General features: G+C 68.2%; 27 protein-coding genes and 1 tRNA gene. 15 read left to right on the forward strand and 13 right to left on the reverse strand.

Annotation, left to right across the window (positions count from 1 at the left end; genetic code table 11):
• Window positions 1-46 precede the first annotated feature (46 nt).
• On the reverse strand, window positions 47-1,219 hold the full coding sequence (locus AB4059_RS07450; RefSeq protein WP_498978115.1) for a class I SAM-dependent rRNA methyltransferase: 1,173 nt from the start codon (window positions 1,217-1,219) through the stop codon (window positions 47-49).
• Window positions 1,220-1,279: 60 nt separating this feature from the next.
• Between AB4059_RS07450 and AB4059_RS07455 the strand changes: the two genes are divergently transcribed.
• Window positions 1,280-1,948, forward strand: coding sequence for a rhomboid family intramembrane serine protease (locus AB4059_RS07455; protein WP_498978118.1), 669 nt, complete (start codon window positions 1,280-1,282; stop codon window positions 1,946-1,948).
• Here the strand turns inward: AB4059_RS07455 and AB4059_RS07460 are convergent.
• Complete coding sequence (locus tag AB4059_RS07460) at window positions 1,897-3,111, reverse strand: hypothetical protein (protein WP_498978120.1); 1,215 nt, start codon at window positions 3,109-3,111, stop codon at window positions 1,897-1,899. The genes AB4059_RS07455 and AB4059_RS07460 overlap by 52 nt on opposite strands.
• Window positions 3,112-3,305: 194 nt before the next feature.
• Between AB4059_RS07460 and phhA the strand changes: the two genes are divergently transcribed.
• The gene (phhA, locus tag AB4059_RS07465) at window positions 3,306-4,217 is read left to right on the forward strand and encodes a phenylalanine 4-monooxygenase (RefSeq protein ID WP_498978122.1); all 912 of its coding nucleotides are present in this window, start codon (window positions 3,306-3,308) and stop codon (window positions 4,215-4,217) included.
• On the opposite strand, the gene AB4059_RS07470 is transcribed toward phhA, so the two are convergent.
• The 8 genes from AB4059_RS07470 to bioB form a co-directional block, all read right to left on the reverse strand.
• Window positions 4,214-4,894 carry a helix-turn-helix transcriptional regulator gene (locus AB4059_RS07470; RefSeq protein ID WP_498978125.1) on the reverse strand — a complete coding sequence of 227 codons (681 nt, stop codon included), beginning with the start codon at window positions 4,892-4,894 and terminating at the stop codon, window positions 4,214-4,216. The two genes, phhA and AB4059_RS07470, sit on opposite strands and share 4 nt — an antisense overlap.
• A 15-nt stretch (window positions 4,895-4,909) precedes the next feature.
• A complete protein-coding gene (locus tag AB4059_RS07475) occupies window positions 4,910-5,686 on the reverse strand; it encodes an NIPSNAP family protein (RefSeq protein ID WP_498978127.1) in 777 nt (258 codons plus the stop codon).
• Between the two features lie 69 nt (window positions 5,687-5,755).
• Window positions 5,756-6,622, reverse strand: a complete 867-nt coding sequence (locus AB4059_RS07480) for a hypothetical protein (RefSeq protein WP_498978129.1) — start codon at window positions 6,620-6,622, stop codon at window positions 5,756-5,758.
• Window positions 6,623-6,686: 64 nt separating this feature from the next.
• Entirely contained in the window at window positions 6,687-7,586 is a 900-nt protein-coding gene (bioC, locus tag AB4059_RS07485; protein ID WP_498978131.1) for a malonyl-ACP O-methyltransferase BioC, read from the reverse strand.
• Window positions 7,583-8,344 carry a pimeloyl-ACP methyl ester esterase BioH gene (gene bioH, locus AB4059_RS07490; protein ID WP_498979032.1) on the reverse strand — a complete coding sequence of 254 codons (762 nt, stop codon included), beginning with the start codon at window positions 8,342-8,344 and terminating at the stop codon, window positions 7,583-7,585. Before bioH ends, bioC begins: the two co-directional genes overlap by 4 nt.
• 2 nt (window positions 8,345-8,346) lie before the next feature.
• On the reverse strand, window positions 8,347-9,339 hold the full coding sequence (locus AB4059_RS07495; RefSeq protein WP_498978133.1) for a multidrug resistance efflux transporter family protein: 993 nt from the start codon (window positions 9,337-9,339) through the stop codon (window positions 8,347-8,349).
• The gene (gene bioF, locus AB4059_RS07500) at window positions 9,336-10,553 is read right to left on the reverse strand and encodes an 8-amino-7-oxononanoate synthase (RefSeq protein ID WP_498978135.1); all 1,218 of its coding nucleotides are present in this window, start codon (window positions 10,551-10,553) and stop codon (window positions 9,336-9,338) included. Before bioF ends, AB4059_RS07495 begins: the two co-directional genes overlap by 4 nt.
• 3 nt (window positions 10,554-10,556) lie before the next feature.
• Complete coding sequence (gene bioB, locus AB4059_RS07505) at window positions 10,557-11,582, reverse strand: biotin synthase BioB (protein ID WP_498978137.1); 1,026 nt, start codon at window positions 11,580-11,582, stop codon at window positions 10,557-10,559.
• A 49-nt stretch (window positions 11,583-11,631) separates the two neighbouring features.
• Here bioB and AB4059_RS07510 point away from each other — a divergent pair, with 49 nt between their 5' ends.
• Window positions 11,632-12,381 (forward strand): ComF family protein, encoded by a 750-nt coding sequence (locus AB4059_RS07510; protein WP_498978139.1) that lies wholly within the window; start codon window positions 11,632-11,634, stop codon window positions 12,379-12,381.
• Window positions 12,382-12,385: 4 nt separating this feature from the next.
• Here the strand turns inward: AB4059_RS07510 and ubiA are convergent, their stop codons facing one another.
• Window positions 12,386-13,300: a 4-hydroxybenzoate octaprenyltransferase gene (gene ubiA / locus AB4059_RS07515; RefSeq protein ID WP_498978141.1), complete on the reverse strand. Its 915-nt coding sequence runs from the start codon at window positions 13,298-13,300 to the stop codon at window positions 12,386-12,388.
• Between the two features lie 63 nt (window positions 13,301-13,363).
• Here ubiA and AB4059_RS07520 point away from each other — a divergent pair.
• The 4 genes from AB4059_RS07520 (at window position 13,364) to zapE (ending at window position 15,952) form a co-directional block, all read left to right on the forward strand.
• Window positions 13,364-13,440 (forward strand) — tRNA-Arg (locus AB4059_RS07520).
• Between the two features lie 115 nt (window positions 13,441-13,555).
• Window positions 13,556-14,071: a c-type cytochrome gene (locus AB4059_RS07525; RefSeq protein WP_498978143.1), complete on the forward strand. Its 516-nt coding sequence runs from the start codon at window positions 13,556-13,558 to the stop codon at window positions 14,069-14,071.
• A gap of 103 nt (window positions 14,072-14,174) precedes the next feature.
• On the forward strand, window positions 14,175-14,858 hold the full coding sequence (locus AB4059_RS07530; protein ID WP_498978145.1) for an alpha/beta hydrolase: 684 nt from the start codon (window positions 14,175-14,177) through the stop codon (window positions 14,856-14,858).
• The gene (gene zapE, locus AB4059_RS07535; RefSeq protein ID WP_498978147.1) at window positions 14,855-15,952 is read left to right on the forward strand and encodes a cell division protein ZapE; all 1,098 of its coding nucleotides are present in this window, start codon (window positions 14,855-14,857) and stop codon (window positions 15,950-15,952) included. The genes AB4059_RS07530 and zapE overlap by 4 nt, the downstream gene beginning before the upstream one ends.
• On the opposite strand, the gene AB4059_RS07540 is transcribed toward zapE, so the two are convergent.
• Entirely contained in the window at window positions 15,949-17,289 is a 1,341-nt protein-coding gene (locus AB4059_RS07540) for an APC family permease (RefSeq protein WP_498978149.1), read from the reverse strand. The two genes, zapE and AB4059_RS07540, sit on opposite strands and share 4 nt — an antisense overlap.
• 76 nt (window positions 17,290-17,365) lie before the next feature.
• Here AB4059_RS07540 and queF point away from each other — a divergent pair, with 76 nt between their 5' ends.
• From queF to AB4059_RS07560, 4 genes are all read left to right on the forward strand, one after another.
• Window positions 17,366-18,181, forward strand: coding sequence for an NADPH-dependent 7-cyano-7-deazaguanine reductase QueF (queF, locus tag AB4059_RS07545; protein WP_498978151.1), 816 nt, complete (start codon window positions 17,366-17,368; stop codon window positions 18,179-18,181).
• Between the two features lie 80 nt (window positions 18,182-18,261).
• Window positions 18,262-18,594: a LysM peptidoglycan-binding domain-containing protein gene (locus AB4059_RS07550; protein WP_498978153.1), complete on the forward strand. Its 333-nt coding sequence runs from the start codon at window positions 18,262-18,264 to the stop codon at window positions 18,592-18,594.
• Between the two features lie 39 nt (window positions 18,595-18,633).
• On the forward strand, window positions 18,634-19,140 hold the full coding sequence (locus AB4059_RS07555) for a hypothetical protein (protein ID WP_498978155.1): 507 nt from the start codon (window positions 18,634-18,636) through the stop codon (window positions 19,138-19,140).
• A 143-nt stretch (window positions 19,141-19,283) separates the two neighbouring features.
• Window positions 19,284-21,512 (forward strand): NADP-dependent isocitrate dehydrogenase, encoded by a 2,229-nt coding sequence (locus AB4059_RS07560; protein ID WP_498978157.1) that lies wholly within the window; start codon window positions 19,284-19,286, stop codon window positions 21,510-21,512.
• 51 nt (window positions 21,513-21,563) lie between these two features.
• Here AB4059_RS07560 and AB4059_RS07565 read toward each other — a convergent pair whose 3' ends face one another.
• Window positions 21,564-21,794, reverse strand: coding sequence for a hypothetical protein (locus AB4059_RS07565; RefSeq protein WP_498978159.1), 231 nt, complete (start codon window positions 21,792-21,794; stop codon window positions 21,564-21,566).
• A 106-nt stretch (window positions 21,795-21,900) separates the two neighbouring features.
• Here AB4059_RS07565 and AB4059_RS07570 point away from each other — a divergent pair, with 106 nt between their 5' ends.
• From AB4059_RS07570 to AB4059_RS07585, 4 genes are all read left to right on the forward strand, one after another.
• Window positions 21,901-22,803 carry a LysR substrate-binding domain-containing protein gene (locus AB4059_RS07570; RefSeq protein WP_498978161.1) on the forward strand — a complete coding sequence of 301 codons (903 nt, stop codon included), beginning with the start codon at window positions 21,901-21,903 and terminating at the stop codon, window positions 22,801-22,803.
• 87 nt (window positions 22,804-22,890) lie between these two features.
• Window positions 22,891-23,775, forward strand: a complete 885-nt coding sequence (locus AB4059_RS07575) for a class I SAM-dependent methyltransferase (protein ID WP_498979033.1) — start codon at window positions 22,891-22,893, stop codon at window positions 23,773-23,775.
• A 34-nt stretch (window positions 23,776-23,809) separates the two neighbouring features.
• A complete protein-coding gene (locus tag AB4059_RS07580) occupies window positions 23,810-24,352 on the forward strand; it encodes a pseudouridine synthase (protein ID WP_498978163.1) in 543 nt (180 codons plus the stop codon).
• Window positions 24,353-24,473: 121 nt separating this feature from the next.
• Window positions 24,474-25,589, forward strand: coding sequence for a hybrid sensor histidine kinase/response regulator (locus tag AB4059_RS07585; RefSeq protein WP_498978165.1), 1,116 nt, complete (start codon window positions 24,474-24,476; stop codon window positions 25,587-25,589).
• The last annotated feature ends 4 nt before the right edge of the window (window positions 25,590-25,593 follow it).

Here is a 25,593-nt window from a genome sequence, read left to right on the forward strand (position 1 = left end):
GCGTGTGCAGTGTATGCGCTGCTTGTTTCTCAGCACCTGCGACGACTCAATCCAGCACGCGGCAAAAGACGGCCTTCAAATAGCGCGATTCCTGCGCCTGCGCAAGGAACGGATGGTCGGGACCCGCGCCGGAAACCTTCAACACCTGCACCGTGCGCCCGGCGTAGAACGCCGCGCGGCGCAGCATGTCGAGGAACTGCTCTTCGCTCACCAGGCCCGTGCACGAGAAGGTGGCGAACAACCCGCCCGGCTTCACCACGCCGAGCGCGAGCTTGTTCATGTCGAGGTATTTCTTGAGCGCGGGGATCACCTGCTCGCGATCGCGCGTCATCTTGGCCGGATCCAGGATCACCACGTCGTAGCGCTCGCCGTTGTTGGAGGCATCGCGCAGCCACGGGAAGATGTCGGCCTGCACGAAGCGCGGGCGCACGTTGTTCAGTTTCGCGTTGCCCTTGGCGATTTCGATGACGTCGTTGTCGATGTCGATGCCGACCACTTCGGCCGCGCCGCGCGCCGCCGCGTACACCGCGAAGCCGCCGGTGTTGCAGCACAAATCGAGCACGCGCTGGCCTTCGCACAGATGCGAGAGCCACTCGCGGTTGTCGCGCTGGTCGGCGAAGAAACCGGTCTTGTGCGCGCCCGCGGGGTCGGCGCGGAACTTGATGCCGTACTCGGTGATGATCGCCGGCTTGGCAGGTTCGGTGCCACGGAAGTCGAAGGACTCCTGCTTTTGCACGTGTTCGTCGGCGAAGGCGTGGAAGCGGCAACCGGGGAAATGTTCGCGCAGCGCGTCGTAGATCCACTCGCGATGGCGGTACATGCCGGCGCTGAAGAATTCGACGACGAGCAGGTCGGCGTAACGGTCGACGACCAGTCCGCTCAGGCCGTCGCCTTCCGAATGCACCACGCGCCAGGCGTCGCTCACCTTGTCGAGCTGCAGGACCTCGCGGCGCAGATGCACGGCCTGCCCGATCTTGCGCGCGAACCAGCCCGCGTCGACTTCGACGGACGGGTCGGACTCGAGAATGCGCACCGCGATGCGCGAGTGGCCGTTGTAGAAGCCGCGGCCGATCCAGTCGCCTTCCACGCCGACCACGTCGACGATGCTGCCCGGCTTGGGCCGGACCGCGGGTTTTTCGACGAGTTTCTGGAAAATCCAGGGATGCGAGGACCGCCAGGCATTGCGCAGGCGGACGGTAGTGGGGGCGAGTGCGTCCATCCGCCGCATTTTACGCGCCACGCCCTTGTCCCGGCTGGATTCGACGCCATCCCTCGTTCCATGCACCTGCCCACCGACGCGCTGCCCGACGATCTTCACGCCCAACGGCTGCGCGACAAGCGCCGCATCCAGCGCGCGGTGCAGTGGACGCTGGCCGCCGCCTTCGCACTGTGCGTGATCTATGCCTTCCAAGGGTTCCTGCCCGTCGATGCGCTCGCGGTGACGCCGGGCACCGCGGCCGGCTGGCTCGGCGTGCTCACCGCGCCCCTGCTGCATGGTTCGCCCGATCACCTGCTGTCGAACGTGGCCGCGCTGCTGCTCCTGGGCGCGCTCGCCGGCAGCGTGTATCCACGCGCGACGGTGCGCGCGGTGCCGCTGGCGTGGGTCGGTTCGGGCGTGGCGGCGTGGTGCCTGGGCGAAACCGGTTCGCATCATCTCGGCGCGAGTGGGGTGTTGCAGGGCCTGGCCTACCTGGTCGCGACGCTCGGTTTGTTGCGGCGCGATCGTGCGTCCGTCGCGGCGGCGATGATCGCGTTCGTGTTCTCCGGCGGCATGCTCGTGACCGTGCTGCCGCACGATCCGACGATTTCCTGGCAATCGCATTTGGGCGGCGCGATCGGCGGCATCGCTGCGGCGATCGCGTTCCGCCACGCCGATCCGCCCGCGCCGCGGCAGCGTTACAGCTGGGAAGACGAGCCCGAAGAGGGCGATTCGTCCAGCTCGATGTAACCCGACGGCACCAGCGCGGTGGCGAGCATCACCGCGTTGATGTCCTCGTGCGCTCGCCACTGTGGATCGTCGCTGCGTTCGATTTCGCACCAGGTATCGCAGATCGTGCGCGCGAGCGGCACCTGCGCGACGAGCTGGTCGAGCGCCTTGCGCAAGGTCGGCTGCGCATCGAGCGATGCCGCATCCCGTTCCAACACACTCCACAACCGCGTGACCGCCTGCAGGCCGATCGCCAGGCCGAGTTCGCGAAACGCGAGGCGATGGGCGAGCGGGCGTGCGAAGGGTTGCGTCGCCAGATACCGCGAAAGCCCGCTCGCGGCGGCGCCCGTCACCAGACCGAGCAGGGGATTGTCGCCGGGCCGCACGCGCAGCAATTGCGCGAGGCGATACGCGTCGACGAGCAAGCCACCGATGCCGAGCGGATCGTCGCTGAGCAGGTTCGTGCCGGCGACGATCGCGGCCATCTCACGCAATTCGACATCCAGGTCGGGCCCATAACCGACGCGCGCCGCGGGGCGATGCGCACGCAATTGCAGATCCGTGATCAGACCATCGAGCGGATCGTGCTGGCCCATCGCGGTCACCAGCGGCGCGGACAGATCGATGCGCATCTTCCAGTACATGCGCATCGGCGCGCCGGCCGCGGGCGCGTAGGTGAACGCGCGATGCGCGGTCTGTGCGAGTTCGCGCGCCCAGCGGCCCGCATCGGCCTGGCCGGTGCGGCGCGAGAATTGATCGAGCGCGTGCATCCAGCGCGTCAGGTAGTGGAAGTACTGGCCATCGCGTTCCCATTCCAGCTCGGCGTCGAGCAACGCGTCGGGCGGGCGTTCGCCCAACGGTTTGCCGATGCGCAGTCCGCCGCGCGTGGGATGTTCGATCGCGGTCATGTCGTCCATGCCGCCGATCCAGCCGGTGCGCGCATCGTCGGGGCGATGGCGGCCGAGGATCGAATGCACCTGTTCGATAAGGCGCTCCGCGCAATCGACCTGATCGAGCGCGAGGAAATTGCAGACGGCGAATGCATCGGTCCACAGATAGCGCTGCGGTGGCGCCTGGCCGATCACGCCGGTGCGCTCGGCGAACTCGCGCATGAGCGCAGCGGCCGTGCGATGCGCCTGATCGGTGCCGGGGACGATGGGTTTTCGTGCCGATAGCGGGGCCATGCGCCGATGATCGCGTCGCGTTCGCTGCCGTTTCGTGAAATGCGTCGTTCAGTTTCCCGAACCGGTCGCGCTTCGACCTGACGCCGGTTTGACGGCCCCCTTCACGGGATTTTCGCGCCGGGATCATCCTTCCGGCCCGAGGATCGGCCCAAGATCGCAACCGCCTTGCGTGCTGCAGGGCTAGCATGGGGCCCATGAATACGACCGCTTCGCCGACGTCGGCCAGTCCGAACCGCATCGAGCACCAGCTCACCGACAAGGGCTACGTGCCGGTGTACACGACGGCCGTGGTCGAACAACCGTGGTCGAGTTACACCGAAAGCGACCACGCGGTGTGGGCGACGCTGTTCGAACGCCAGCAGCAAGTGCTGGTCGGCCGCGCGAGCGACGAGTTCCTGCGCAACCAGCGCGCGATGGGCATGACGCCCGACCGCATCCCGAAGTTCGACGACCTCAACGCGGTGCTGCGCAAGACCACCGGTTGGGAACTCATCGGCGTCGAAGGCCTGTTGCCCGAGCTCACCTTCTTCGAGCACCTGGCCAATCGCCGCTTCCCGGTGACCTGGTGGATCCGCAAGCCCGAGCAACTGGATTACCTCAGCGAACCCGACCTGTTCCATGACCTGTTCGGCCACGTGCCGCTGCTCATGAACCCGGTGTTCGCCGATTACATGGAAGCCTACGGCCGCGGCGGCGTGAAAGCGCACGGCATCGGCCCCGAAGCGCTGGTCAACCTCACGCGCCTGTACTGGTACACGGTGGAATTCGGGCTGATCAAGCAGGACGACGGGCTGCGCATCTACGGCAGCGGCATCGTCAGTTCGAAGGGCGAGTCGATCCATTGCCTGGAGAGCGCGGCGCCCAACCGCATCGGCTTCGACCTCGAGCGCATCATGCGCACGCGCTATCGCATCGACACCTACCAGAAGACCTACTTCGTCATCGACAGCTACGAGCAGTTGATGGAAGCCACGCGGCCGGACTTCACGCCGATCTACGCGCGCCTTGCGAAGGAAGACTCCTACCCGGCGGGCGACGTGCAGCAGGGCGACGCGGTGTTCAACAAAGGCACCGGCGAAGGCTGGCTCAACGACGGCGACGTCTAAGCGCCGCCCACGCGGCGCAAATACGCTTCGAGCCCACGCGCGGCATCGTCCGCGAAGATCTCGCCGGTTTCGGCGATCGCGTCGATGCGGTCGGGACGAAAGCTGCGGAAATCGGCGCGCAGGCGGCACCACGCACCGATCGTCCAACTGCCGCCCCAGAAGGCCAGGCACAACGGTTCGATTTCGCGCGCGCTGGTTTGCCCATCCTGGTCGCGATAATCCAGTCGCAACACGTTGCGCGCTTCGATCGCCGCGTGCAGGCGATCGATCAATCCGCTCGACTCCATGCGCGCGACTTCCGGCGCGAAGATGCGGCTGCGTTCGCTGCGCGCGTGCAACTCGGGCGGGAGTACGGCTTCGATTTTCAGCAGCGCAGCTTTGGCCGAAGCACCGAGCCGCGTGCCGCCGAATGCGCGCACGAACCGCGTGCCGACCACCAGGGCTTCGAGCTCGTCGGCGTTGAACATCAGCGGCGGAATGTCCGCGCCCTTGCGCAGCACGTACCCCACGCCCGCTTCGCCTTCGATCGGCACGCCGGACAGCTGCAGGTCGGCGACGTCGCGATACACCGTGCGCAGCGAAACCCCGAGCGATTCGGCGAGCGCGTGCGCGGGCACCGCGGCGCGTCGGCCGCGGAGCGCGTTGACCAGGAGGAAGAGGCGATCGGCGCGACGCATGCGCGCATGATCGCCTCAGCGGAGGCGGGAACGCGAGGTCGGCGCCAAGCGCAGCACCTGCGGCGGGCCCAGCAGCCGGCGCGCGAGCGAGACGGCGATGGCACGCCAACCCGGCGCGGCGACCAGGGCTTCGCGATAACGCGCGTAAGCCGCCGGGTCTTCGAAGCGCGCGAACCACGCGAACACGTGCTCACCTTCGCGCACGGGCAAGCGCGGCCAGGTGTTGGGCGCCGACTCGGTGGCGAAGCTCGCGATCACGCGCGCGCCCGCGGCCGACACCGCCGGATGCAGGTCGGCGGCGAAGAATTCGAGGAAGTCCATGTCGACCGGCGCATCGAACGCATAGATCGTGGCGACGATCAGGCCGCCGCGGTCGGGCGCGTGCGCCACGTGCGGCATCGACACGTCGAGTGCGAAACCGGAGGCGGGCGCGACGGGCTTGAGCAGCAGCACGTCGTCCGAATCGATCATCGTCGCGTTGGCCGCGTCGCGATGCGCCTGCCAGGCCGGGCCGGTGTAGAAAGCCTCGAGCGATGCGCGGCGCTGCGCCATGTCCGGAAAGCCACGCAACCAGACGAAACGCTCCGGCGCGTCGAGATCGCGGAACTGGCCGAGCACACGGATGCCGGTGGCTTCCTGCGTGTCGAGGAATTCGCGTTCGAACAGGGCGATCAGCACATCGCGCTGGCCGGGGTGGAGCGTGTACTGGCGCAGTTCGACGACGGGCGAGCAGGTGGTTTCGATGCGCGATGCGACTTCGGGCGCTTCGACTTCAGGCAGATCGACGATCACGGCGGCGCTCCATGCGGGGAAGGCCGACAGCGTGCGCGTGGGCTACTGACACCCTGCTGTCAGCAGGCTTCACTCCGCCGGCGGCGGCTGCGGCCAGTCGCCCGCTTCCCCGAGTTCGCGCAGGTCGGCGGGGTCCACGCCGGTCGTGGTTTCGCCCGCGCGCACGGTGACGACCTTCAATTCGTGCGAGCACGGCGTGTCGTCGACGTGGCGGCTGTCGCGGCTCTCGCCGACGAAGGGCGCATCGCACTCGCTGTAACCCACGCGCGTGTCGTGCTCGTCGACCGGGATGGCGAGGACGAGGTAATCGCCGCGCTGCAGCTCGAGTTTGTAGGCGCGCTGGCCGCGGGCGGTCTGCGTGCAGATGGGCATGCCTTCGGCGAGTTCGAAGGCGCACACGCGCATCGCGCTGTCGTCGTCGCCGCCACGCAGGACCTTGCCGCTGATCGCGCCCTTGGCGAGCGCGCCGTCGCGCATCGCGCACTCGACCGTCGTGTCGCCAAGGTCGGTCCCCGGCGACAACGCGCCGCTGCCGGCAGGCATCGCATTTCGCAGGGCTTCGGGAGGTGCGGGGAGGACGATCGGCGTGAGGTCTTCGTTCGGCGTGCCGATGACGAACCAGGCGATGTCGGCGCCGCCGACCTTCAGCGAGGGCAGGATCGCGCAACGGTTCGGTGCGCCCGGCGAGGCCGCATCGCAGGCGACGCCTTCGATCGACACCAGGGCCGCGCGCTGCTCTTCGGGCGAGCGCGCGAGGAACGCGCGGTCGCGACAGGTGAGGATGTTGGTCAGCGCGGACCGGCGCGGGTCCACCGCCGCTTCGGCCGCGACGTTGCGCGTTGCCTGCGGCGCGACGACGCCCGGCGCCGAGGGCTCCCGGCCGCCGCACCCGCCCAGCACCAGCGCAAGACCAATGATCGCCGACGTCTTCCGCATGATGAGCCTGCTCCTGAAGCGCGCAACATTAACGGCAGTTGCGTGAACGGCACCACCGCGCGGCTCAGCGGGGGCGGCGGCGCACGGGAATCGATGAGATCGGAACCGAGGTGACTTCGAACCCGCCCTCACGGATCGGTGCGCCCGGCGGCGGTGCCCAGGCCATCGCCGTGATGACCTCCCAGGTGGCCGGAAGGGTGCCGTCTTCCCGCCGGAAGGCGTCGTAGGCCTGCGCGGCCGCGGCGAAACGCGCGCGCCCCGTCAGTGTGTGGCGGCGGGTCTGCAGTGCGTTGGTCGCGCCGATCGCGCGTTGCTCGCGCATCAGGGAGGCCAGGTCGTCGTAGCGCGTGGTGTAGACATCGCGATCGAGCACGGGGTTCTTGAAGCCCGCGTGCACCAGGGCATCGCCGAACTGCGCGATGGTGGCGAAAGGCGAGACATGCGGCGTGGCATCTGCGTGCGAGAACGCATCGCGCAATTCCTGCAGCGTCTCGGGGCCGAAGGTCGACACCAACAGCAGTCCGCCGGGCTTCAACACGCGGCGGAAGCCCGCGAACGCGGCAGGCAGGTCCTCGACCCACTGCACGCACAGGTTGGAGAACAGCACGTCGACACTGCCTTCGACGAAGGGCAGGGCGCGCACGTCCGCATTGACGCGATCGAACGGCCGCCACCAGCCACTGCGCTTGCCGGCTTCGCGCAGCATCGGCAGGGCCAGGTCGACGGCGACGATGCGCGCTTTCGGCCACCGCTTGCGCATCGCCGCGCTCGCGCGGCCGGGGCCGGCGCCGAGATCGAGCACGACGTCGGGCTTCGGCAATTCGAGTTTTGGATCGTCGAGATAATCCAGCGATTCGAGCAGGCGCGATTCCACTTCGTGCTGCAGGCGCGCGGCGGCGTCGTAGCTCGCGGCCGATCGCGAGAACGCGCGGCGGACGTGGCGTTTGTCGAACAGGCTGCTCATGCGCCGAGGAAATCCGAAAGATGCGCGGCGACGACGTCGGCATGCGTGAGGAACGGTGCGTGGCCGGCGTGATCGACGACGTGGACCTGCGCGGGCCCTTGTGCGAGCGCGGCACTGTCGCGCATCGCACGCGCGTCGACGAGTCGGTCGCGGCGCCCGGCGAGCCAGAGACTGGGCGATGCCAAGCGCGGCATTGCGTCACGGAGGTCGACGGTCTTCAGCAGGTCCAGGCCATCGGCGAGCACATGCGCCGACGGTTCGCCGCGCGCGAACAATTCATCGCGCAGCGCGCGCAACTCGTCCTTCGCGTGATCCGAACCGAAGGCTTCGAGCGCGACGAAGCGATCGAGCGTGGCGCGGTAATCGTTGCGCAGGCCGGTGGCGAAGTCGCGAAAGATTTCGGGCGAGACGCCGTAACGCCAGTCGTCGCTGCGCACGAAACGGGCGCTGGCGCAAAGCAGCGCGGCGGCGGTGGCGTGGTGCGGGCGTTCGATGGCCGCATGCAGCGCGAACAAGCCGCCGAGCGACCAACCGCACCACGGCGCGGGGGGAACGTGCGCGGCGATGGCCTCCACGCAGGGATCCAGCGCCAGCGGAATGTCGCAATCGCGCGACAGGCCGTGGCCCGGCAGATCGACGACGTGCAACGTGTAGCGTTCGCGCAGCCGTGCGACGAGCGGCGCGAACACGCCGCCATGCATCGCCCATCCGTGCAGCAGCACCAGCGGCGGGCCCTTGCCGACGACCTCGACATGCAGGCTCATGCGTGCGGTTCCTCCGCCAGCACGACGGGCGTCTTCTTCGGGCGCGAAACGAGCCACGCGAACAAGCCGATGCCCGCGACGACCAGGCACGCTCCCCACGATGCGATGCCGCGCGGCCAACGCTCGCCGAGGAACGAGGTGCCGAGCACCATCGCGAACAACAGTTCCGCCGCCTGCATCGCTTCGGCGGCGCCAAGGGCCGCGGGCTGGTCGCGCACCATGCCGGTGGCCTGGAAGAACAGGATCGTCGCGATGATGCCCGCACCGAGCGCGACACCGGTGGCGAGCCCCACTTGCGAAACCGTGGGCGCGCCCACGTGCTGGAACGCGAACGCGGCGACGATCAGCCATGCCGGTTGGCTCGCGAGTGTCATGCCGAAGACGCGTTGCGTCGCGTTGAGGTGTTCGCCCGTGCGTTCCAGGTGCAGCAGCAGGAGGCGGTTGCCGATCGGGTACAACGTCGCCGAGACCAGCACGCACGCCAGTGCGATCCACGCCGCACGATCGAGCCGGCCTTCGGCATACCCCACCTGCAGCAACACCACGCCCGCGAGGATCAGGCCGCCGACGCCGAGCGCCGCCTTCGGCACCTTGCGCCGCGCGTCGCGATACAGCAGCGGCGCGCACAACATCCCGGCGACCACCGTGAACTGGAAGCTGCCCGCGATCAGCCACGAGGGCCCGCTCGCCGCCGCGTAGGACAGGAACAGGTAGAAGGCGACGAAGCCGGTCATGCTGCACGTCAGCCACGCGACCGGATGCGCGCGCATCGCACGCCACACCGGCGCGATGCCGCCCTGCCAGGGCATCAGCGGCAGCAGCAACGGCAAGGTGATGAGGTAGCGCAGGCACGCGATCCACAACCAATGGCCGCCGCCGCTCGCCGACGCGCGATTGAGCACGTAGGTCAGGGTGAAGAACAGCGCCGAGAGCAACGCGACGCCGATGGCCGCGAATGCGCGGCGCCCGTCGTGCGCGCCGTGGGTCATGCTTGGGCGGCGAGCGGTTGCGCGTCGTTTCCGAAGCCGTGGCCGACCGCATCGCGCGACCACGCGAGCGCATCGAGCAACGCGTCGATCTCCTGCGGCGAATGCAGCGCCGAGAGCGTGACGCGCAGGCGCGACTTGCCGTCCGGCACGGTCGGCGGACGGATCGCGGAGACCCAGAAACCCTGCGCCTCCAGGGCCTGCGCGAAGGCCAGCGCATGCGCTTCATCGCCGCACATCACCGGCTGGATCGGCGAATGCGAGGGCAACAGTTCGAAGCCGTGCTTCGCCGCGCCCGCGCGGAAGCGCGCGATCGAGGCGACCAGTTTTTCGCGACGCCACTGGTCGCGACGCGCGAGCTTCACCGCGGCGAGCGATGCCGCAGCCTGCGCCGGCGGCAACGCGGTGGTGTAGATGTACGGACGCGCGGTTTCTTCCAGGTGCGCGATCAGGTCGGCGTCGCCGACCACCGCCGCGCCGTAACTGCCGAGCGCCTTGCCGAGCGTGACCAGCTGCAGGGGCACTGCGTCGACGCCCAGGCGCGCGGCCGCCACCGTGCCGCGCCCTTCGGGGCCGAGCACGCCGACGCCGTGCGCATCGTCGACATAGAACAGGGCGTGCTGCACGCGTGCGATGACCGCGAGTTCGCGCATCGGCGCGACATCGCCATCCATGCTGAAGACGCCGTCGGTGGCGAGCATCGCCGCGCCCTCGGGCACGCTGCGCAACTGGCGCAACGCGCCTTCGGCATCCAGGTGCGGATAGCGGCGGAGCTTGCAGCCCGAGACGCGCGCGGCGTCGATCAGGCTCGCGTGGTTGAGGCGATCCTGCACGCAGACATCCTCGTCGCCGAGGAAGGCCTGCACGACGGCCAGGTTCGCCAGATACCCGCTGCCGAACAGCAGGGCGCGCGGCGCGCCCAGCCAGGTGGCCAGTTCGCGTTCGAGTGCATCGTGCGTGGCGTGGTGGCCGCAGACCAGGTGCGAGGCGACACCGCCCGCACCGTCGCGCGCAGCCGCATCCTGCATCGCATTGACCACCGCGAACTGCTGCGCGAGGCCGAGGTAATCATTGCTGCAGAAGCCGGTGAGCCAATGCCCGTCGACTTCGAAGCGGACGCCGTCGCGCCGGGTGACGCTGCGCCGAACGCGCGTGCGCGCCTGCGCCTCGCGCTGGGCGCGGGCGGCGGCGACGCGTTCGTGCAAGCGCGGGCGCATGGGTCAGGCGGCCTGCCCGGTAATGGCGGCGTGGACGGTGGTGCTGCAGTCTGACGCCACTTCGGCGGCCGCAACGTGCATGGGTCGCAGTCCAAGGCGTTCGAACAACCGTTGGTCGTGCTCGGTGTCCGGGTTGCCGGTGGTCAGCAGCTTCTCGCCGTAGAAGATCGAGTTGGCGCCGGCCGCGAAGCACAGGGCCTGCAGCTCGTCGCTCATCGTCTCGCGGCCGGCCGAGAGGCGGACCATCGAGCGCGGCATGAGGATCCGGGCGACGGCGATCGTGCGGACGAATTCGAACGGATCCAACACCGCGGTCCCGGCCAGCGGCGTGCCCGCGACCTGCACGAGGCGATTGATCGGCACCGAATCGGGGTGTGCGGGAAGCGTGGCCAGCGTGTGCAGCAGGCCGGCGCGCTGTTCGCGCGATTCGCCCATGCCGACGATGCCGCCGCAACAGGTCTTCATGCCCGCGTCGCGCACGTGCGACAGCGTGTCCAGCCGATCCTGAAGCTCGCGCGTGTGGATGATTTCACCGTAGAAGTCCGGCGCGGTGTCGATGTTGTGGTTGTAGTAGTCCAGGCCGGCGTCGCGCAGGGCGTTGGCCTGGTCGCCGGTGAGCATGCCCAGCGTCGCGCAGGTCTCCAGGCCGAGCGCCTTCACCTCGCGAATCATCGCGGCGACCTTCGGGATGTCGCGGTCCTTCGGCGAACGCCACGCGGCGCCCATGCAGAAGCGCGAGGCGCCGGCATCGCGCGCCTGGCGAGCCTTGGCGACCACGTCTTCGGTGCTCATCAGCTTCGTGGCTTCCACGCCCGTGTGGTAGCGCGCGGCCTGCGGGCAATAGCCGCAATCTTCGGGGCAGCCGCCGGTCTTCACGGACAACAGCGTGGAGACCTGGACTTCCGTCGGGTCGAAATGTTCGCGATGGACCGTGCCGGCGCGATGCAGCAGCTCGGTGAAGGGCAGCGCGAACAGCGCGAGGACTTCGTCGCGGGACCAATCGGTGCGCACTTGGCTGACAGCAGGCATGGGAGTTTCCCGACAGCAATGGCAATACAGGCCGGGCAGTCTGGAAACCATGTCAGTCGCTGTCAACCAACTCCCGGTGCCGCAGGTTGACGGGCTCCGCGCCCGCCTCGGGTTCTGGCTGCGCAACGATGCCAGCCGCCTGCTCTGGCCCAGCCGGTGCCTGGCCTGCCGCGCGCCCGGCATCGCAGGGATGGATCTGTGCGCCGCATGCGAGCGCGCCTTGCCGCGGATGCCGGCCGCTTGCCTGCGGTGCGCACTGCCGCTTCCGGTCTCGGGCAGGTGCGGGGCGTGTCGCCGGCGCCCGCCACCGCTGCAGGAGGTCCGCGCGGCCTGCCTCTACGCGGCGCCGGTCGATCGGCTGCTGCCGCGCTTCAAGTTCCATGACGATCTCGCCGCGGGCCGCCTGCTCTCGCAACTGATGGCGGAGGCCTTCGCCGGGCTGCCACGGCCCGATGCGCTGCTCGCCGTTCCGCTGCATACCGGGCGCCTGCGTTCGCGTGGCTACGACCAGGCGCTGGAACTCGCGCGGCCGCTGTCGCGGGCGCTGCAGGTCCCGCTGCTCGCCGGCGTCCTGGCGCGCACGCGGGCGACGGCCCCGCAAACCGAACGCGCGGCCGCGGCGCGGCGGCGCAATGTACGGCGCGCCTTTGCGGTGCGGAGCGACGCGGCCATTCCCGCGCATGTCGTGCTGGTCGACGACGTCATGACCACCGGCGCCACGCTCCACGCGGCCGCCGAAGCCTTGCTGCGCGCCGGTGCGCATCGCGTCGATGCGTGGGTGTGCGCGCGCGTGCCATGAGGACTTAGTGGTGAGAGGCCTGCCAATACGCGACGGCGATCCCGGCGAACACGCTCATGCCCACCCACTGGTTGTGCAGGAAGGCGCGGAAACAAGCGTCGCGTTCGCGATGTCTTGCGATGACGAATTGATACGCGACCAACGCACCAGCGACCCCCAGGCCGATCCAGTACGCCATCCCCAGCCCCGCCTGCCGGCCCACCAGCCACAGCGCGAAGAACGTCGCCGCAAACAACACGCCCTGCGCGATCAGGTCCATCTCGCCGAACAGGATGGCGGTGGACTTCGCGCCCGCACGCAGGTCGTCGTCGCGGTCGACCATCGCATACCAGGTGTCGTAGGCCGTGGCCCACAGGATGTTCGCGCCGTAGAGCACCCAGGCGATCGGCGGCACTTCGCCGCGCACCGCCGCGAAGGCCATCGGGATGCCCCATCCGAAGGCCAGCCCCAGGTAAACCTGCGGCAGGTAGGTGTAGCGCTTGAGGTAGGGATAGCTGGCGGCGAGCAGGACGCCGACGGCGCTCATCCAGATCGTGAGCCGATTCATCGTCAGCACCAGCGCGAAAGCGGCCAACATCAGCACGGCGAATACGAGCAACGCCTCGCGCCCGCGCACCTTGCCCGATGCGAGCGGGCGGTCGCGCGTGCGTTCGACCTGCGGGTCGAGCCAGCGGTCGGCGTAGTCGTTGATCACGCAGCCCCCCGAGCGCGTGAGCCACACGCCCAGGGTGAAGACGATCAGGGTCCACAACGGCGGAATGCCTTCGGCGGCGACCCACAGGCCCCACCATGTCGGCCACAACAGCAGCAGCCAGCCGATCGGCCGGTCGCCGCGCACCAGCTTCCAGTATTGCCCCAGGCGCTCGCGCCAAAGCGGCACCGGCGGCGGGATCGGCACGTAGTCGCGTTCGTAGCTCATGGTCCTGTCGCCTGTGTGCGAGAATGCGCGCCCCCCGGCCCCCGTGGGGTGTTCCATCGCGATGCGCCCGTAGCTCAGCCGGATAGAGTAGTGGCTTCCGAAGCCATTGGTCGGGGGTTCGAATCCCTCCGGGCGCGCCATTTTTTTCGTCCCCGCGGGGTCGTCGGCGCCCGTGGCTCGCGCCCGCCGTGCCCTTCTGGAATAATCCCCGGCTCTTTGTTGGCTTTTGCGCGGCAACGCGCCCCTGGACGGATCGTGCGCAACTACGACCTCGACTTCCTCAAGAAATTCTCGATGGTGCTCGGCATCCTGGCCGCGCTCACCCTCTCCCTGATCCTGTTCGCGCATCACCTGCAGGGCACGCTGGTGCCCGAGCAGGATCCGGCGGTGGCCAAGCGCACGCTGGCCCGCATCGCGCCTGCCGGCGCGGTGTACGCCGGGCAGACCGGTGCGGCGGCGCAAGCCGCGGCCGTCGCTGCCGCTGCCGCGAAGGCCTCCTCGCAAGTCGCCTACGGCGGCACGAAGGACGGCGCGACGATCTTCGGCAACCTCTGCACCGGCTGCCACACCTCCGGTGCCGGCGGCGCCCCGACCCTGACGGCGGCCGGCATCGGCGCGCGCGCCAGCAAGGGCAAGGACACGCTGTACAAGCACGCGATCGAAGGCTTCACCGGCACCGCCGGCCACATGCCCCCGAAGGGCGGCAACCCGGCGCTGTCCGACGACCAGGTCAAGGCCACGGTCGACTGGATGCTCGCGAACGTGAAGTAACACCGGTCCTGCGAACGCAGCACTCTGCAGAACGCCGCCCCCGGGCGGCGTTTTTCTTTCCGGCTTCCCGCGGCGACAACCCGCCCTGCGGCATCATTCGCGCATGACCGCCCCCATCCCCCCCGGCGTCGCCCCCGCCGACCATGCCTTCACCATCGACGGCCCGGCCGGCGCGATCGAAGCCGCCTGCGACGACCCCGAAGACGGCGCCCTGCAGCTGCCCATCATCGCCGTGCTCTGCCACCCGCTCCCGACCGAGGGCGGCACGATGCACAACAAGGTGGTGACGATGGCGGCGCGCGCGCTGCGCGAATGCGGCGCCAAGACCATTCGATTCAACTTCCGCGGCACGGGCCAGTCGGCGGGCACCTTCGACGAAGGCCAGGGCGAATCCGACGACCTGCGCGCAGTCGTTGCGTACGCGCGCGAGAAATTCCCGTCGCACACGCTGTGGCTCGGCGGCTTCAGCTTCGGTGCGTACGTCTCCTACAAGTGCGCGCACGCACTGCAACCGGGCCTGTTGTTGTCGATCGCGCCGCCGGTGGGCCGCAACTGGCGCTTCGACGACATCCCGCATCCCAACTGCCCGTGGATCGTGATCCAGGGCGAAGAGGACGAAATCGTCGACGCGCAGGCGGTGAAGGCCTGGGTCGCGACGCTGCAGCCGCAGCCCGAATTCGTCTCGATGCCCGACACCAGCCACTTCTTCCACCGCAAGCTCATGGACCTGCGCGGCGCGATCAAATCCGCCGTGCGCCCGTGGTTGCCGGACCCGGCGAACGGATGAGCACGCACCCGAATCCGTCGGCGGCCTACGCCGCCGGCGTCGCGCGCGGCGAATGGGAGGACGATGTGGCACAGCATGCGGCGCTGCGCGAACTCGACCGATTGCACGATGCATTGCGCGCACCCGTCGCCAACGGCGGCCTGCTCTCGCGCCTGTTCGGGAGCGACGCACCGGAAGCGCCGCGTGGCCTCTATCTCTGGGGCGGCGTGGGCCGCGGCAAGACCTTCCTGATCGATCTGTTCTACGACGGCCTGCCGATCGCCGAAAAGCGCCGCACGCATTTCCACCGCTTCATGCGCGAAGTCCACGAAGGCCTGCGCGCACATGCGGGCGAACGCGATCCGCTGGCAGCGATCGCGAAACAATGGCGCGCCACCTTGCGCGTGATCGTGCTCGATGAATTCTTCGTCAGCGACATCGGCGACGCGATGTTGCTCGCGCGCCTGCTCGAACGCCTGTTCGCCGAAGGTGTCGTGCTCGTGACCAGTTCGAACGCCGCGCCCGTCGACCTGTACAAGGACGGCCTGCAACGTGCGCGTTTCCTGCCCGCGATCCAGTTGATCCAGGACCATTGCGCGGCGGTGTTCCTCGACAGCCCGCAGGATTACCGACTGCGCGCGCTGACGCGTTCACCGGTCTATCGCGCGCCGCTGGATGCGCAGTCCGACGCCTGGTTGCACGAACGCTGGGAGACGCTGAGCCATGCGTGCCCGCGCGAGGACGAGCCCTTCGTCGTCGACGGTCGCACAATCGCCGCGCGGGGGCGCGTCGAAGGCATGGGGTGGTTCGATTTCGCCGCGCTGTGCGAAGGACCGCGCGGGACGTCGGACTACATCGAAATCGCGCGCGAATGCCACACGCTGCTGCTGGGCGGCATCCCGAAATTTTCCGCGACGAACGACGATGCCGCGCGCCGCTTCGTCAACCTGGTCGACGAGTTGTACGACCGCCACGTCAACCTGGTCTGCACCGCCGATGCGCTGCCGATGGATCTGTACGCGGGCGACCGGCTGGTCGCCGCGTTCGAACGCACGGCCTCGCGACTGGTGGAAATGCAGTCCGCCGACTACCTGGCGCAGGAGCACCGCGCCTAGGCAGTGCGTCGGCGATTGAAGTGCAAGCCCGCGTAGATGGCCACCAATACCGCGAGCGCGACACCGATCGCCGTGAGTTCCTTCTGCGTCAGCGTGAACACCACCAGCACCATCGACGCGATGGCGATCAGCGGAATGACCGGGCCGCCCGGCAACACGAAGGGCGTGTCGCCGCGTTCGCGCAGATCCTTGCGCTGCGCCCACCACGCCGCGATGCTCACCAGGCCGTACACCAGGCAGATCGCGCCGCCGGAAATCAGGGCGAGCGTGTCGAAGCTGCCGGCGATCGCCAGGATCCACGCCGGCACCGCGTGCGCGATCAGCGCGTTCATCGGTACGCGGTGCGTCGCGGTCACGCGGCCGAACATGCGCGGCAGGTAGCCGTCGCGGCCGAGCGCGTACACCAGGCGCGAGGTACCGAGCAGGTTGCCCATCATGAAGCCGGTCATCGAAATGCAGGCGGTGATCAGCAGCAGGACGCGCGCCGGCGTCCACAACGCACCTGCGGTATCGGCCACGGGCACCTTGCTCGCGCCCAGCGCCGTCGTCCCGAGCACGCCCTGCCCGACGATCTGCAGGCCGAGATAGAGCAGCACGACGAGCAGGATCGCGGCGACCGTCGCGCGCGGCACGTTGCGCGAGGGATCGCGCAATTCGCCCGAGGGCACCAGCGCGGTTTCCATCCCAGAGTAGGCGAACATCACCAGCGCCATCGATGCACCGAGCGCGGTCCACGACGGCACGGCGCCGACGGCGAAACTCACCTGGCTCCAATCGACGAACCAGATGCCGATCGCGGCCAGCAGGAACAGGGGCGTGAGCTTGAGCGTCGCCAGCGCGACGATCGCGCGCGCGCCCAACTTCACACCGAAAGCATTCAACGCGAACAGCGCGGCATAGACGCCCGTGATCAACAGCGCGCGCGGCACAGGCCCGGCGAGTGCGGGCACGAGGTTGGCGACCTGTTCGGACAGCGCCGCGGCGACGCCCGCGCTGGAGGTGATGTTGCTGATCCACATCAGCGCGCCCGCGATGAAGCCGGCGAACTGGCCGAAGGCCGCGGTCAGGTAGGTATACGGCCCGCCCGTGGCGGACACGCGGCTGCCGACGGCCGCGAAACACAAGGCGATCGGGATGATGGCCAGCGCACCGGCGATCAGCGCGATGGGCGCGGCGATGCCCACTTGCGTCGACAACGCGGCCGGCATACGGAAGATGCCGCCGCCGATGATCACGTTGATGACCGCCGCGGTGAGCGCGAAGGTACCGACGGCGCGGATGAGTGCGGCCTCGCCCTGGACGGCGCCGAGCGCGGGTTGCTGCGAACGCTGGTCCATCGTGGAACTCCCCTGGTGACGGCCGAGCGTCGCACAGGACACGCGCCGAGCGCGAGCCCCCTCGTAGAATGCGCGCATGACGTCCCAAGAATTGCCGCTCGGCCGCCCGGTCGACTACCCGCGCCATTACGACCCCGGCCTGCTGTTCCCCATCGCGCGCGCGCTGGGGCGCACCGCGCTGTCGCTGCCCGCGACGGGCGCGCTGCCCTTCGCCGGCCACGACCGCTGGCACGCCTATGAACTGTCGTGGCTCGATGCGCGGGGCAAGCCGATCGTGCGGACGGCGACGTTCACGGTGCCCGCCGATTCACCGAACCTGATCGAATCCAAGTCGCTGAAGCTCTACCTGAATTCGTACAACGCAACGCGCTTCGACAGCGACGCAGACGTGCGCGAGCGCATCGCGGCCGACCTGGCGCAAGTCGCCGGTGCGCCGGTCGACGTGCGGTTCGGCTTGCCGCCGATGGTGGGCGACGAAGACGACGTGATCGACCTGGACACACTCGAAGTCGACATCGACGATTACGGCCCGCCGAACGCGGCGTATCTGGCGTGCATGGGCGAAGTCGTCGAGGCGCGCGTGCGTTGCGCGCTGCTGAAATCCAATTGCCCGGTGACCGGCCAACCGGACTGGGCCGAGGTGCGCATCGATTACCGCGGCCCGCGCATCGAGGGCGAAGGCCTGCTGCGTTACCTGATCAGCTTCCGCGACCACGCCGAATTCCACGAGCAGTGCGTCGAACGCATCTACACCGACCTCATCGGGCGTTGCCGCCCGGAACGTTTGTCGGTCGAAGCGCTCTACACGCGCCGCGGCGGCCTGGACATCAATCCCTGGCGCGGCACGCCGGGTTTGTCGCCGCCGCCGGCGGTGCGTGCGTTGCGCCAATGAAGCCGTGAGGCTGCTTTAACGACGGCCGTGCTTCCCTGCCTCGTCCCCGGCCGCTCCCGTCGCCGGGGGGAGCACTGTCCATGACCAACGAAAAGAAGCCCGACTTCAGCGGCGTGCAGGGCACCGTCCGCGGCACCGAAGGCGTGGTGCCGGAAAAGCCCGATTTCAGCGGCGTCCAGGGCACCGTGCGTGGCGAAGGCCTCGCGCCCGAAGGCACGAGTTACACCGTGCAGAAGGGCGACACGCTTTCGCACATCGCCAAGGAACACTACGGCCGCGCGAGCAAGTGGAAGGCGATCTTCGATGCCAACCGCGACCAGCTCGACGACCCCGACCGCATCCAGCCCGGCCAGGTCCTCCAGATCCCGGCGATCGACACCGACGGCGACGGCCAGGCCAACGCGCCGCACTGAATCCCAAAGGCAATGCAACGCCCCAGCAAGGAGCTCCCCATGAATCGCAATCGCGTCCTGCTTCCGCTCGCCGCCGCCCTGCTTGCCACCCTCGCGCTGGCCGGCTGCAAGAAGAAAGAAGCCTACGAAACGCCGACCACCTCCACGCCACCCCCCGCCGCCACGATGCCGGCGCCGGCACCCGCGCCGATGCCCTCGGTCGCCGCCGCGAGCGTGACCTCGGTCGATCTCGGCAAGGCCGCCGGCACCGACATGAAGATCACCGCGCCGATGAGCAGCTTCGGCACGAAGGACAAGATCATCGCCGCGGTCGCCACGCACGTCGCCGATGCCGCCGCCACCGTGCCGGCGAAGGTCGGCGCGAAGTGGACGCATGTGGACAGCAGCCAGACGGTCAACGAAGAAGCCCGCGACGTCCAGCTCAAGGGCGACCAGACCTGGGATTTCGAGATCACCAACAGCAACCCGTGGCCGACCGGCAAGTACCGCGTGGAAGTGATGCTCGACGGTAAGGTCGTGCAGTCGCGCGACTTCGACGTGAAGTAAGCGGCCGCAACGTTTCGAGAACGGGCGCGGCCTTGCGGTCGCGCCCTTCTTTTTGCCCGCAGTAGCCCCCGCGCGCAGGAACCGCGAAAATGGTCGACCCGGCGCCGCCGTCCGCGCCGCCTCCTCCTTTTCCGAGCGCGCGCATGTCGACTCCGCCGAAGATCCTCTACACCCTCACCGACGAAGCGCCGTTCCTGGCGACGCAGTCGTTCCTGCCCATCGTCGAGGCGTTCACCAAGCCGGCCGGCATCGCGGTGGAAACGCGCGACATCTCGCTGGCCGCGCGCATCGTTTCGCAATTCGGCGACATGCTCGACGCCGCGCACCGGATGCCAGACGACCTCGCCGAACTCGGCGCACTCGCCACCACGCCCGAAGCCAACATCATCAAGCTGCCGAACGTCAGCGCTTCGGTGCCGCAGCTCAAGGCCGCGATCAAGGAATTGCAGCAGCAGGGTTACGCGCTGCCGAACTATCCCGACGAACCGAAGGACGCGCGCGAAACCGACATCAAGGCGCGCTACGACCGCGCCAAGGGCAGCGCGGTGAATCCGGTGTTGCGCGAAGGCAACTCCGATCGCCGCGCGCCGCTGTCGGTCAAGCAGTACGCGCGCAAGCATCCGCATCGCATGGGCGCATGGGCGAAGGATTCGAAGACGCACGTCGCGCACATGGACGGCGGCGATTTCTACGGCAGCGAGCAGTCGGCCACGATGGCCGACGCCTCGACGCTGAAGATCGAATTCATCGGCAACGATGGCGCGACGCAGGTGCTCAAGCCATCGGTGAAGGTGCTGGCCGGCGAGATCGTCGATGGCGCGGTGATGAACGTGAAGGCGCTCTCGCGCTTCGTCGATGCGCAGATCGAGGATGCGAAGGCGCAGGGCGTGCTGTTCTCGCTGCACCTGAAGGCCACGATGATGAAGGTCTCCGACCCCATCATGTTCGGCGTGGTCGTCGAGCGTTTCTATCGCGACGTGCTGGCGCGCCATGAAGACGCACTGCTGCAGGCCGGCTTCGAAGCGAACAACGGCATCGGCGATCTGTATGCGCACCTGGCGTCGATGCCCGCCGACCTGCGCGCGACGATCGAAGCCGACATCGCGGCCGAATACGCCGCGCGCCCGGGCGTGGCGATGGTCAATTCCGACAAGGGCATCACCAACCTGCACGTGCCGAGCGACGTCATCGTCGACGCGTCGATGCCCGCGATGATCCGCGACTCCGGCCGCATGTGGAACGCGAAGGGCGAATTGCAGGACACCAAGGCGCTGATCCCCGACCGCTGCTACGCGGGCATCTACCAGGTGGTCATCGACGATTGCAAAGCCAACGGCGCGTTCGATCCGGCCACGATGGGCAGCGTGCCCAATGTCGGCCTGATGGCGCAGAAGGCCGAGGAATACGGTTCGCACGACAAGACCTTCCACCTCGAACACGACGGCCTCGTGCGCGTGACCGATGGCAACGGCAAGGTGGTGCTCGAACACAAGGTCGAAGCCGGCGACATCTGGCGCATGTGCCAGACCAAGGACGCGCCGATCCGCGACTGGGTGAAGCTCGCGGTTTCGCGCGCGCGCCTGTCGCATACGCCGGCCGTGTTCTGGCTCGACGAAAAGCGCGCGCACGATGCGCAGGTCCTGAAGAAGGTCGCGGTGTATCTGAAGGAACAGGACACCAATGGCCTGGACATCCGCGTGCTCGCGCCGGTCGAGGCGATGCTGTTCTCGCTCGCGCGCATCCGCCGCGGCGAAGACACGATTTCGGTTACCGGCAACGTGTTGCGCGATTACCTGACCGACCTGTTCCCGATCATGGAGCTGGGCACGTCGGCGAAGATGCTTTCGATCGTGCCGCTGATGGCCGGCGGTGGTTTGTTCGAAACCGGTGCGGGCGGTTCGGCGCCCAAGCACGTGCAGCAGTTCGTCGCCGAGGATTACCTGCGCTGGGATTCGCTGGGCGAATTCCTCGCGCTGGCCGCCTCGCTGGAACATCTTGCCGAGCGCTATTCCAATCCGCAGGCGCAGGTGCTGGCCGATGCGCTGGATGCGGCGAACGCGAAATTCCTCGACGAGAACAAGTCGCCGGGCCGAAAGCTCGGCACGCTCGACAATCGCGGCAGCCACTTCTACCTGGCGATGTACTGGGCGCAGGCGCTGGCGGCGCAGGACGCCGATGCGGGCCTGAAGGCGAAGTTCGCGCCGGTGGCGAAGGCGCTGACGGAGAACGAAGCGAAGATCGTCGAAGAGCTCAACGCGGTGCAGGGCAAGCCCGTCGACATCGGCGGGTATTACCACCCCGACCTGGCGAAACTCGCCACGGCCATGCGGCCGAGTGCGACCTTGAATGCCGCCTTGGCGCAGCTGCGCTGACCGACCGCGCGAAAAACGGCCCCCCTCCCGATGGGAGAGGGGCCTTCGGGATCAGCAGTGGGAGATGCCGATCTTTTCCGGCGAGACCAGCGCGTCGTTCGCCTGGTGCGGATCGATCGGATCGTGGCCGCCGAGCAGCAGGAACGATTCGAACCAGCGCGAGCGGTGCGTGTCGGCCTGGCGCGGGCGCAGGCCGCTGACTTCGTCCTCGACGGGGCCGTCCACCAGATGGCCCTGGAGCGAAAGCAGATCCTTGTAGATGCGGGTGGTTTGCAGACCCATGACCGTGCTCCGTGATTGAGTGGAATGAAAGATAGGCGCATGATCTGGCGCTGAAAATCGCAAGTTTCGACAACTTGCCTTCGATTTCATTCAAGTCGGAGCCGCCGTGAGCAAGCCGCCGCTGCACGCCCTCCAGGGCTTCGTCGCCACCGCGCGCCTGGGCAATCTGTCGCGCGCGGCGGAGTCGATGCACCTGACCATCAGCGCGCTGAGCCACCAGATCCGCGGGCTCGAGGAGCGCCTCGGGCAGCGTTTGTTCGTGCGCAATCCGCGCGGCGTGACGCTGACGGCCGACGGGCAGCGGCTCTTCGATCGCGTCGCCGGCCACCTGGATGCCATCGATCACGCGCTGCGCCCCTTCGGCATGCGGCGCGACGACGTGCTCACCCTCACGCTGATGCCGTCGTTCGCGACGAGCTGGCTGGTGCCGCGCCTGCCGCGTTTCGTCGCCGCGCATCCGCAGTTGGAGATCCACCTGCAGTCGACGATCAACGTGGTGGATTTCGAACGCGACACCGAACTGGATGCCGGGCTGCGCTATGGCCCCGGGCATTGGCCGGGGCTGGAAGCGGTGCACCTGTTCGACGACTGGCTCACGCCGATGGCGAGCCCGGCACTGATCGAACGCCTCGGTCGCCCGACGCTCGAAACGCTGGGCGAGTTCCCCCTGCTCGGCGCGCCCGGCGGGCGCTGGACCGAATGGTTCAAGCGGTTCGGCGGGCAGGTGCCCAAGCGCTATGTCGCGAACTTCGACGACTCCGAGACGCTGCACCGCGCCGCGGTCGAAGGCATGGGCATCGTGCTCGGGCGGCTGACGCTGGCCTGGCCGCTGATCGATGCCGGCCGCCTCACCCAATTGTTCGACGAACGGCTCAAGGCGGATTTCAGCCACTACCTGGTATTCCCGCCGCGCTCGGGCTCGCATGGCGGGCTCGCGCAGTTCCGCGCGTGGGTCCTCGACGAGGCGGCCCGCTACATCGCCACCCAGGACGGCGCCGCGCAAACGTGAGGCAAGCGGCGTTACCCTGACGCCCCCTCAGACGGAGTCGCCTCGATGGATCGCAAGCTCGCCGTTCGCCCCCTTGTTGCCTGCCTGATGCTCTCCCTGCTCGCCGCGTGTGCATCGACGAACAGCGGCGACAACGCCGCGGCGACCGCCGACGCAGCCGCCACATCGGCCGACAACGGTTCGGCCTCCGCCGCCGCGTCGTCCTCGATGGTGAGCAACGCGACGGGCGCCGCGCTCGACACCGTGATCGCCGGCGATTGGCGCACGCCGAAGTGGGTCGCGCGCGACCCTTATCGCCATCCAAAGGAAACGCTCTCCTTCTTCCTGCTCAAGCCCGACCAGACGGTCATCGAAATCACGCCGGGCGGTGGTTGGTGGACCGAACTTCTCGCGCCTTACCTGCGCGACAACGGCAAGTACGTCGCCGCCGTGTGGGACGACGGGATCACCGGTCAGCCGAGCTACCGCTACGACCTCAACAAGCAGTTGCGCGCGAAGATCGCGGGCAACGCCGCGTTGTACGACAAGACCGAAGTGCGTCTGTTCGACGCGAAGAAGCCTGATTTCGGCCCGGCGAACTCGGCCGACGTCGTGCTCACCTTCCGCAATGCCCACAACTGGGTGGAAGACGGCAACGCCGCCGATTACTTCCGCGCCTTCTACACCGTTCTCAAGCCGGGCGGCACGCTGGGCTTCGAAGACCATCGCGCCAAGCCGGGCACCGACCTGCAGAAGCAGATCAAGACCGGTTACCTCACCGAGGAACTGGTGAAGAAGTACGCGCAGGACGCGGGCTTCGTGCTCGACGGCGAAAGCGAGGTCAACGCGAATCCCAAGGACACCACCGATCACCCGAACGGTGTGTGGACGCTGCCGCCGACCAACCAGCACGACAAGGCCGACGATGCGAAGTACCAGGCGATCGGCGAAAGCGATCGCATGACGCTGCGCTTCAAGAAGCCGGCGGGTTGATCCGAAACGGCCGAGCGGCAGGCTGTCGATCGACATGACACTGATTGCGTTCAACAAGCCCTTCGGGGTCTTGTCGCAATTCACCGATCGCAGCGTGCCGCCTCGGCCGACGTTGGCCGGGTTCGGCCTGCCGCCCGATGTCTACGCGGCCGGCCGGCTCGATGCCGACTCCGAAGGCTTGCTGTTGCTGACCGACGATGGCGCACTCGCGCATCGCCTGAGCGACCCGCGGCACAAGCAGGCCAAGACGTACTGGGCGCAGGTCGAAGGCGTGCCCGACGAAGCGGCGCTCGAACGCTTGCGCGTGGGCGTCGCGTTGAACGATGGCATGACGCTGCCGGCGCAGGTCCGCGTCATCGCGCCGCCCGCGCTCTGGCCGCGCGATCCGCCGGTGCGTTTCCGCAAGACGGTGCCCGATGCCTGGATCGAACTGGCGATCACCGAAGGTCGCAATCGCCAGGTCCGCCGGATGACCGCTGCTGTTGGCCTTCCCACGTTACGTCTGGTCAGGGTGGGGATCGGAAACCATCGGGTCGAGGGGCTCGAGCCGGGTGCGTGGAAGGAAGTCGGGGGCTGAACTGTTCAGCTCGCAAGCGGCTGTTTTGGGAGCGACCGCACGGACTTTCTGATAAGTTCCCTCTCCCGTTCAGGTTTCGCAACGAGACGGATCTCGTTCCCAACCTGGCTGAAGGATGCGCATGCCAGAGTCGACTCCCCCAACCGCTGGCCGGATCCTGGTCGTCGACGACCAACCTGCCAACTTGCGCGTCGTCAGCACGCTGTTGTCGCGCAACGGTTATGACGTCGTGCCGGCGGGCACCGGTCCCGAAGCGCTCGAACATGCGCTCGAAGCCACGCCCGACCTGGTGCTCCTCGACATGCTCATGCCGGGGATGGACGGGTTCCAGTTGCTCGCGCAGATGCGGCACCACCCGTCGCTGCAGGACATGCCGGTGATCTTCCTCACCGCCGCGCAGGATCGCGAACTGTTGCTGCGCGCCTTCGACAGCGGCGCGGTCGACTACGTCACCAAGCCCTTCATCCCCGAAGAACTGCTTGCGCGCGTGAGTGCGCACGTGGCGCTGAAGCAGGCGCGCGATCGCCTGGAACGCGTGGCGCGCGAACGCCAGGAGCTGGTGAACCTCGTCGCGCACGATCTCAAGAATCCGCTGAGCAGCGTGCTGTTCGCCAGCGACATCCTCATGCAGGACGGCTGCCGCCCCGAGCGCATTCCGCGTTACCTGCAGATGATCCACGAGAGCGCGCACGACGCGATCGGTTACATCCGCCGCTATCTCGAAGGCCAGGAACGCATCGCGGCTGCCAGCGGTGGCGAAGCGCACACGCATCCGGCTGCGTTGCAGGAAACGATCGAATGGTTGGCGCAGCGCTACGAGTTGCAACTCGAAAGCCGCGGCATGCACCTGAAGGTGTTGGTGCCCGATCCCTGCGGTACCGTGGCGATCGATCGGCGCGTTCTGCGCCAGGTCGCGGAGAACCTGATCACCAACGCGATGAAGTACGCCGCCGAGGGCAATGAACTCGCGCTGGAAGTCGCCAAGTCGAGCAACGCCGGTTACTGGCAGTTGCGCGTACTCGATCGCGGTGGCGGCGTGCCGCCGGACAAGCGTCGCGATCTGTTCAAGCCCTTCATGCGTTTGAGCGGGCGCGAAGACGGCTTGTCGAGCGGGCTGGGCTTGTCGCTCGCGCGACAGATCATCGTCAATGCCGGCGGCGATCTCTGGTACGAGGATCGAGACGGCGGCGGGGCGGTGTTCGTGATCGAACTGCCCGCCGCGCTCGTCCTCGACTGACGCC

Origin of the sequence: Lysobacter sp. 2RAF19 (assembly GCF_052115395.1) — a bacterium.
Classification (GTDB): Bacteria; Pseudomonadota; Gammaproteobacteria; order Xanthomonadales; family Xanthomonadaceae; genus Noviluteimonas.

What these genes read in the sequence shown, in the direction of transcription:
- AB4059_RS07450 (WP_498978115.1), bottom strand. Translation starts at nt 1,219, where the DNA reads ATGGACGCACTCGCCCCCACTACCGTCCGCCTGCGCAATGCCTGGCGG.
- AB4059_RS07580 (WP_498978163.1), top strand. Translation starts at nt 23,810, where the DNA reads ATGACACTGATTGCGTTCAACAAGCCCTTCGGGGTCTTGTCGCAATTC.
- bioC (WP_498978131.1), bottom strand. Translation starts at nt 7,586, where the DNA reads ATGAGCAGCCTGTTCGACAAACGCCACGTCCGCCGCGCGTTCTCGCGA.
- AB4059_RS07550 (WP_498978153.1), top strand. Translation starts at nt 18,262, where the DNA reads ATGACCAACGAAAAGAAGCCCGACTTCAGCGGCGTGCAGGGCACCGTC.
- AB4059_RS07555 (WP_498978155.1), top strand. Translation starts at nt 18,634, where the DNA reads ATGAATCGCAATCGCGTCCTGCTTCCGCTCGCCGCCGCCCTGCTTGCC.
- AB4059_RS07495 (WP_498978133.1), bottom strand. Translation starts at nt 9,339, where the DNA reads ATGACCCACGGCGCGCACGACGGGCGCCGCGCATTCGCGGCCATCGGC.
- AB4059_RS07575 (WP_498979033.1), top strand. Translation starts at nt 22,891, where the DNA reads ATGCTCTCCCTGCTCGCCGCGTGTGCATCGACGAACAGCGGCGACAAC.
- AB4059_RS07540 (WP_498978149.1), bottom strand. Translation starts at nt 17,289, where the DNA reads ATGGACCAGCGTTCGCAGCAACCCGCGCTCGGCGCCGTCCAGGGCGAG.
- bioB (WP_498978137.1), bottom strand. Translation starts at nt 11,582, where the DNA reads ATGCCTGCTGTCAGCCAAGTGCGCACCGATTGGTCCCGCGACGAAGTC.
- ubiA (WP_498978141.1), bottom strand. Translation starts at nt 13,300, where the DNA reads ATGAGCTACGAACGCGACTACGTGCCGATCCCGCCGCCGGTGCCGCTT.
- AB4059_RS07510 (WP_498978139.1), top strand. Translation starts at nt 11,632, where the DNA reads ATGTCAGTCGCTGTCAACCAACTCCCGGTGCCGCAGGTTGACGGGCTC.
- AB4059_RS07560 (WP_498978157.1), top strand. Translation starts at nt 19,284, where the DNA reads ATGTCGACTCCGCCGAAGATCCTCTACACCCTCACCGACGAAGCGCCG.
- AB4059_RS07460 (WP_498978120.1), bottom strand. Translation starts at nt 3,111, where the DNA reads ATGGCCCCGCTATCGGCACGAAAACCCATCGTCCCCGGCACCGATCAG.
- phhA (WP_498978122.1), top strand. Translation starts at nt 3,306, where the DNA reads ATGAATACGACCGCTTCGCCGACGTCGGCCAGTCCGAACCGCATCGAG.
- zapE (WP_498978147.1), top strand. Translation starts at nt 14,855, where the DNA reads ATGAGCACGCACCCGAATCCGTCGGCGGCCTACGCCGCCGGCGTCGCG.
- AB4059_RS07455 (WP_498978118.1), top strand. Translation starts at nt 1,280, where the DNA reads ATGCACCTGCCCACCGACGCGCTGCCCGACGATCTTCACGCCCAACGG.
- bioF (WP_498978135.1), bottom strand. Translation starts at nt 10,553, where the DNA reads ATGCGCCCGCGCTTGCACGAACGCGTCGCCGCCGCCCGCGCCCAGCGC.
- AB4059_RS07565 (WP_498978159.1), bottom strand. Translation starts at nt 21,794, where the DNA reads ATGGGTCTGCAAACCACCCGCATCTACAAGGATCTGCTTTCGCTCCAG.
- AB4059_RS07585 (WP_498978165.1), top strand. Translation starts at nt 24,474, where the DNA reads ATGCCAGAGTCGACTCCCCCAACCGCTGGCCGGATCCTGGTCGTCGAC.
- AB4059_RS07530 (WP_498978145.1), top strand. Translation starts at nt 14,175, where the DNA reads ATGACCGCCCCCATCCCCCCCGGCGTCGCCCCCGCCGACCATGCCTTC.
- AB4059_RS07470 (WP_498978125.1), bottom strand. Translation starts at nt 4,894, where the DNA reads ATGCGTCGCGCCGATCGCCTCTTCCTCCTGGTCAACGCGCTCCGCGGC.
- AB4059_RS07480 (WP_498978129.1), bottom strand. Translation starts at nt 6,622, where the DNA reads ATGCGGAAGACGTCGGCGATCATTGGTCTTGCGCTGGTGCTGGGCGGG.
- queF (WP_498978151.1), top strand. Translation starts at nt 17,366, where the DNA reads ATGACGTCCCAAGAATTGCCGCTCGGCCGCCCGGTCGACTACCCGCGC.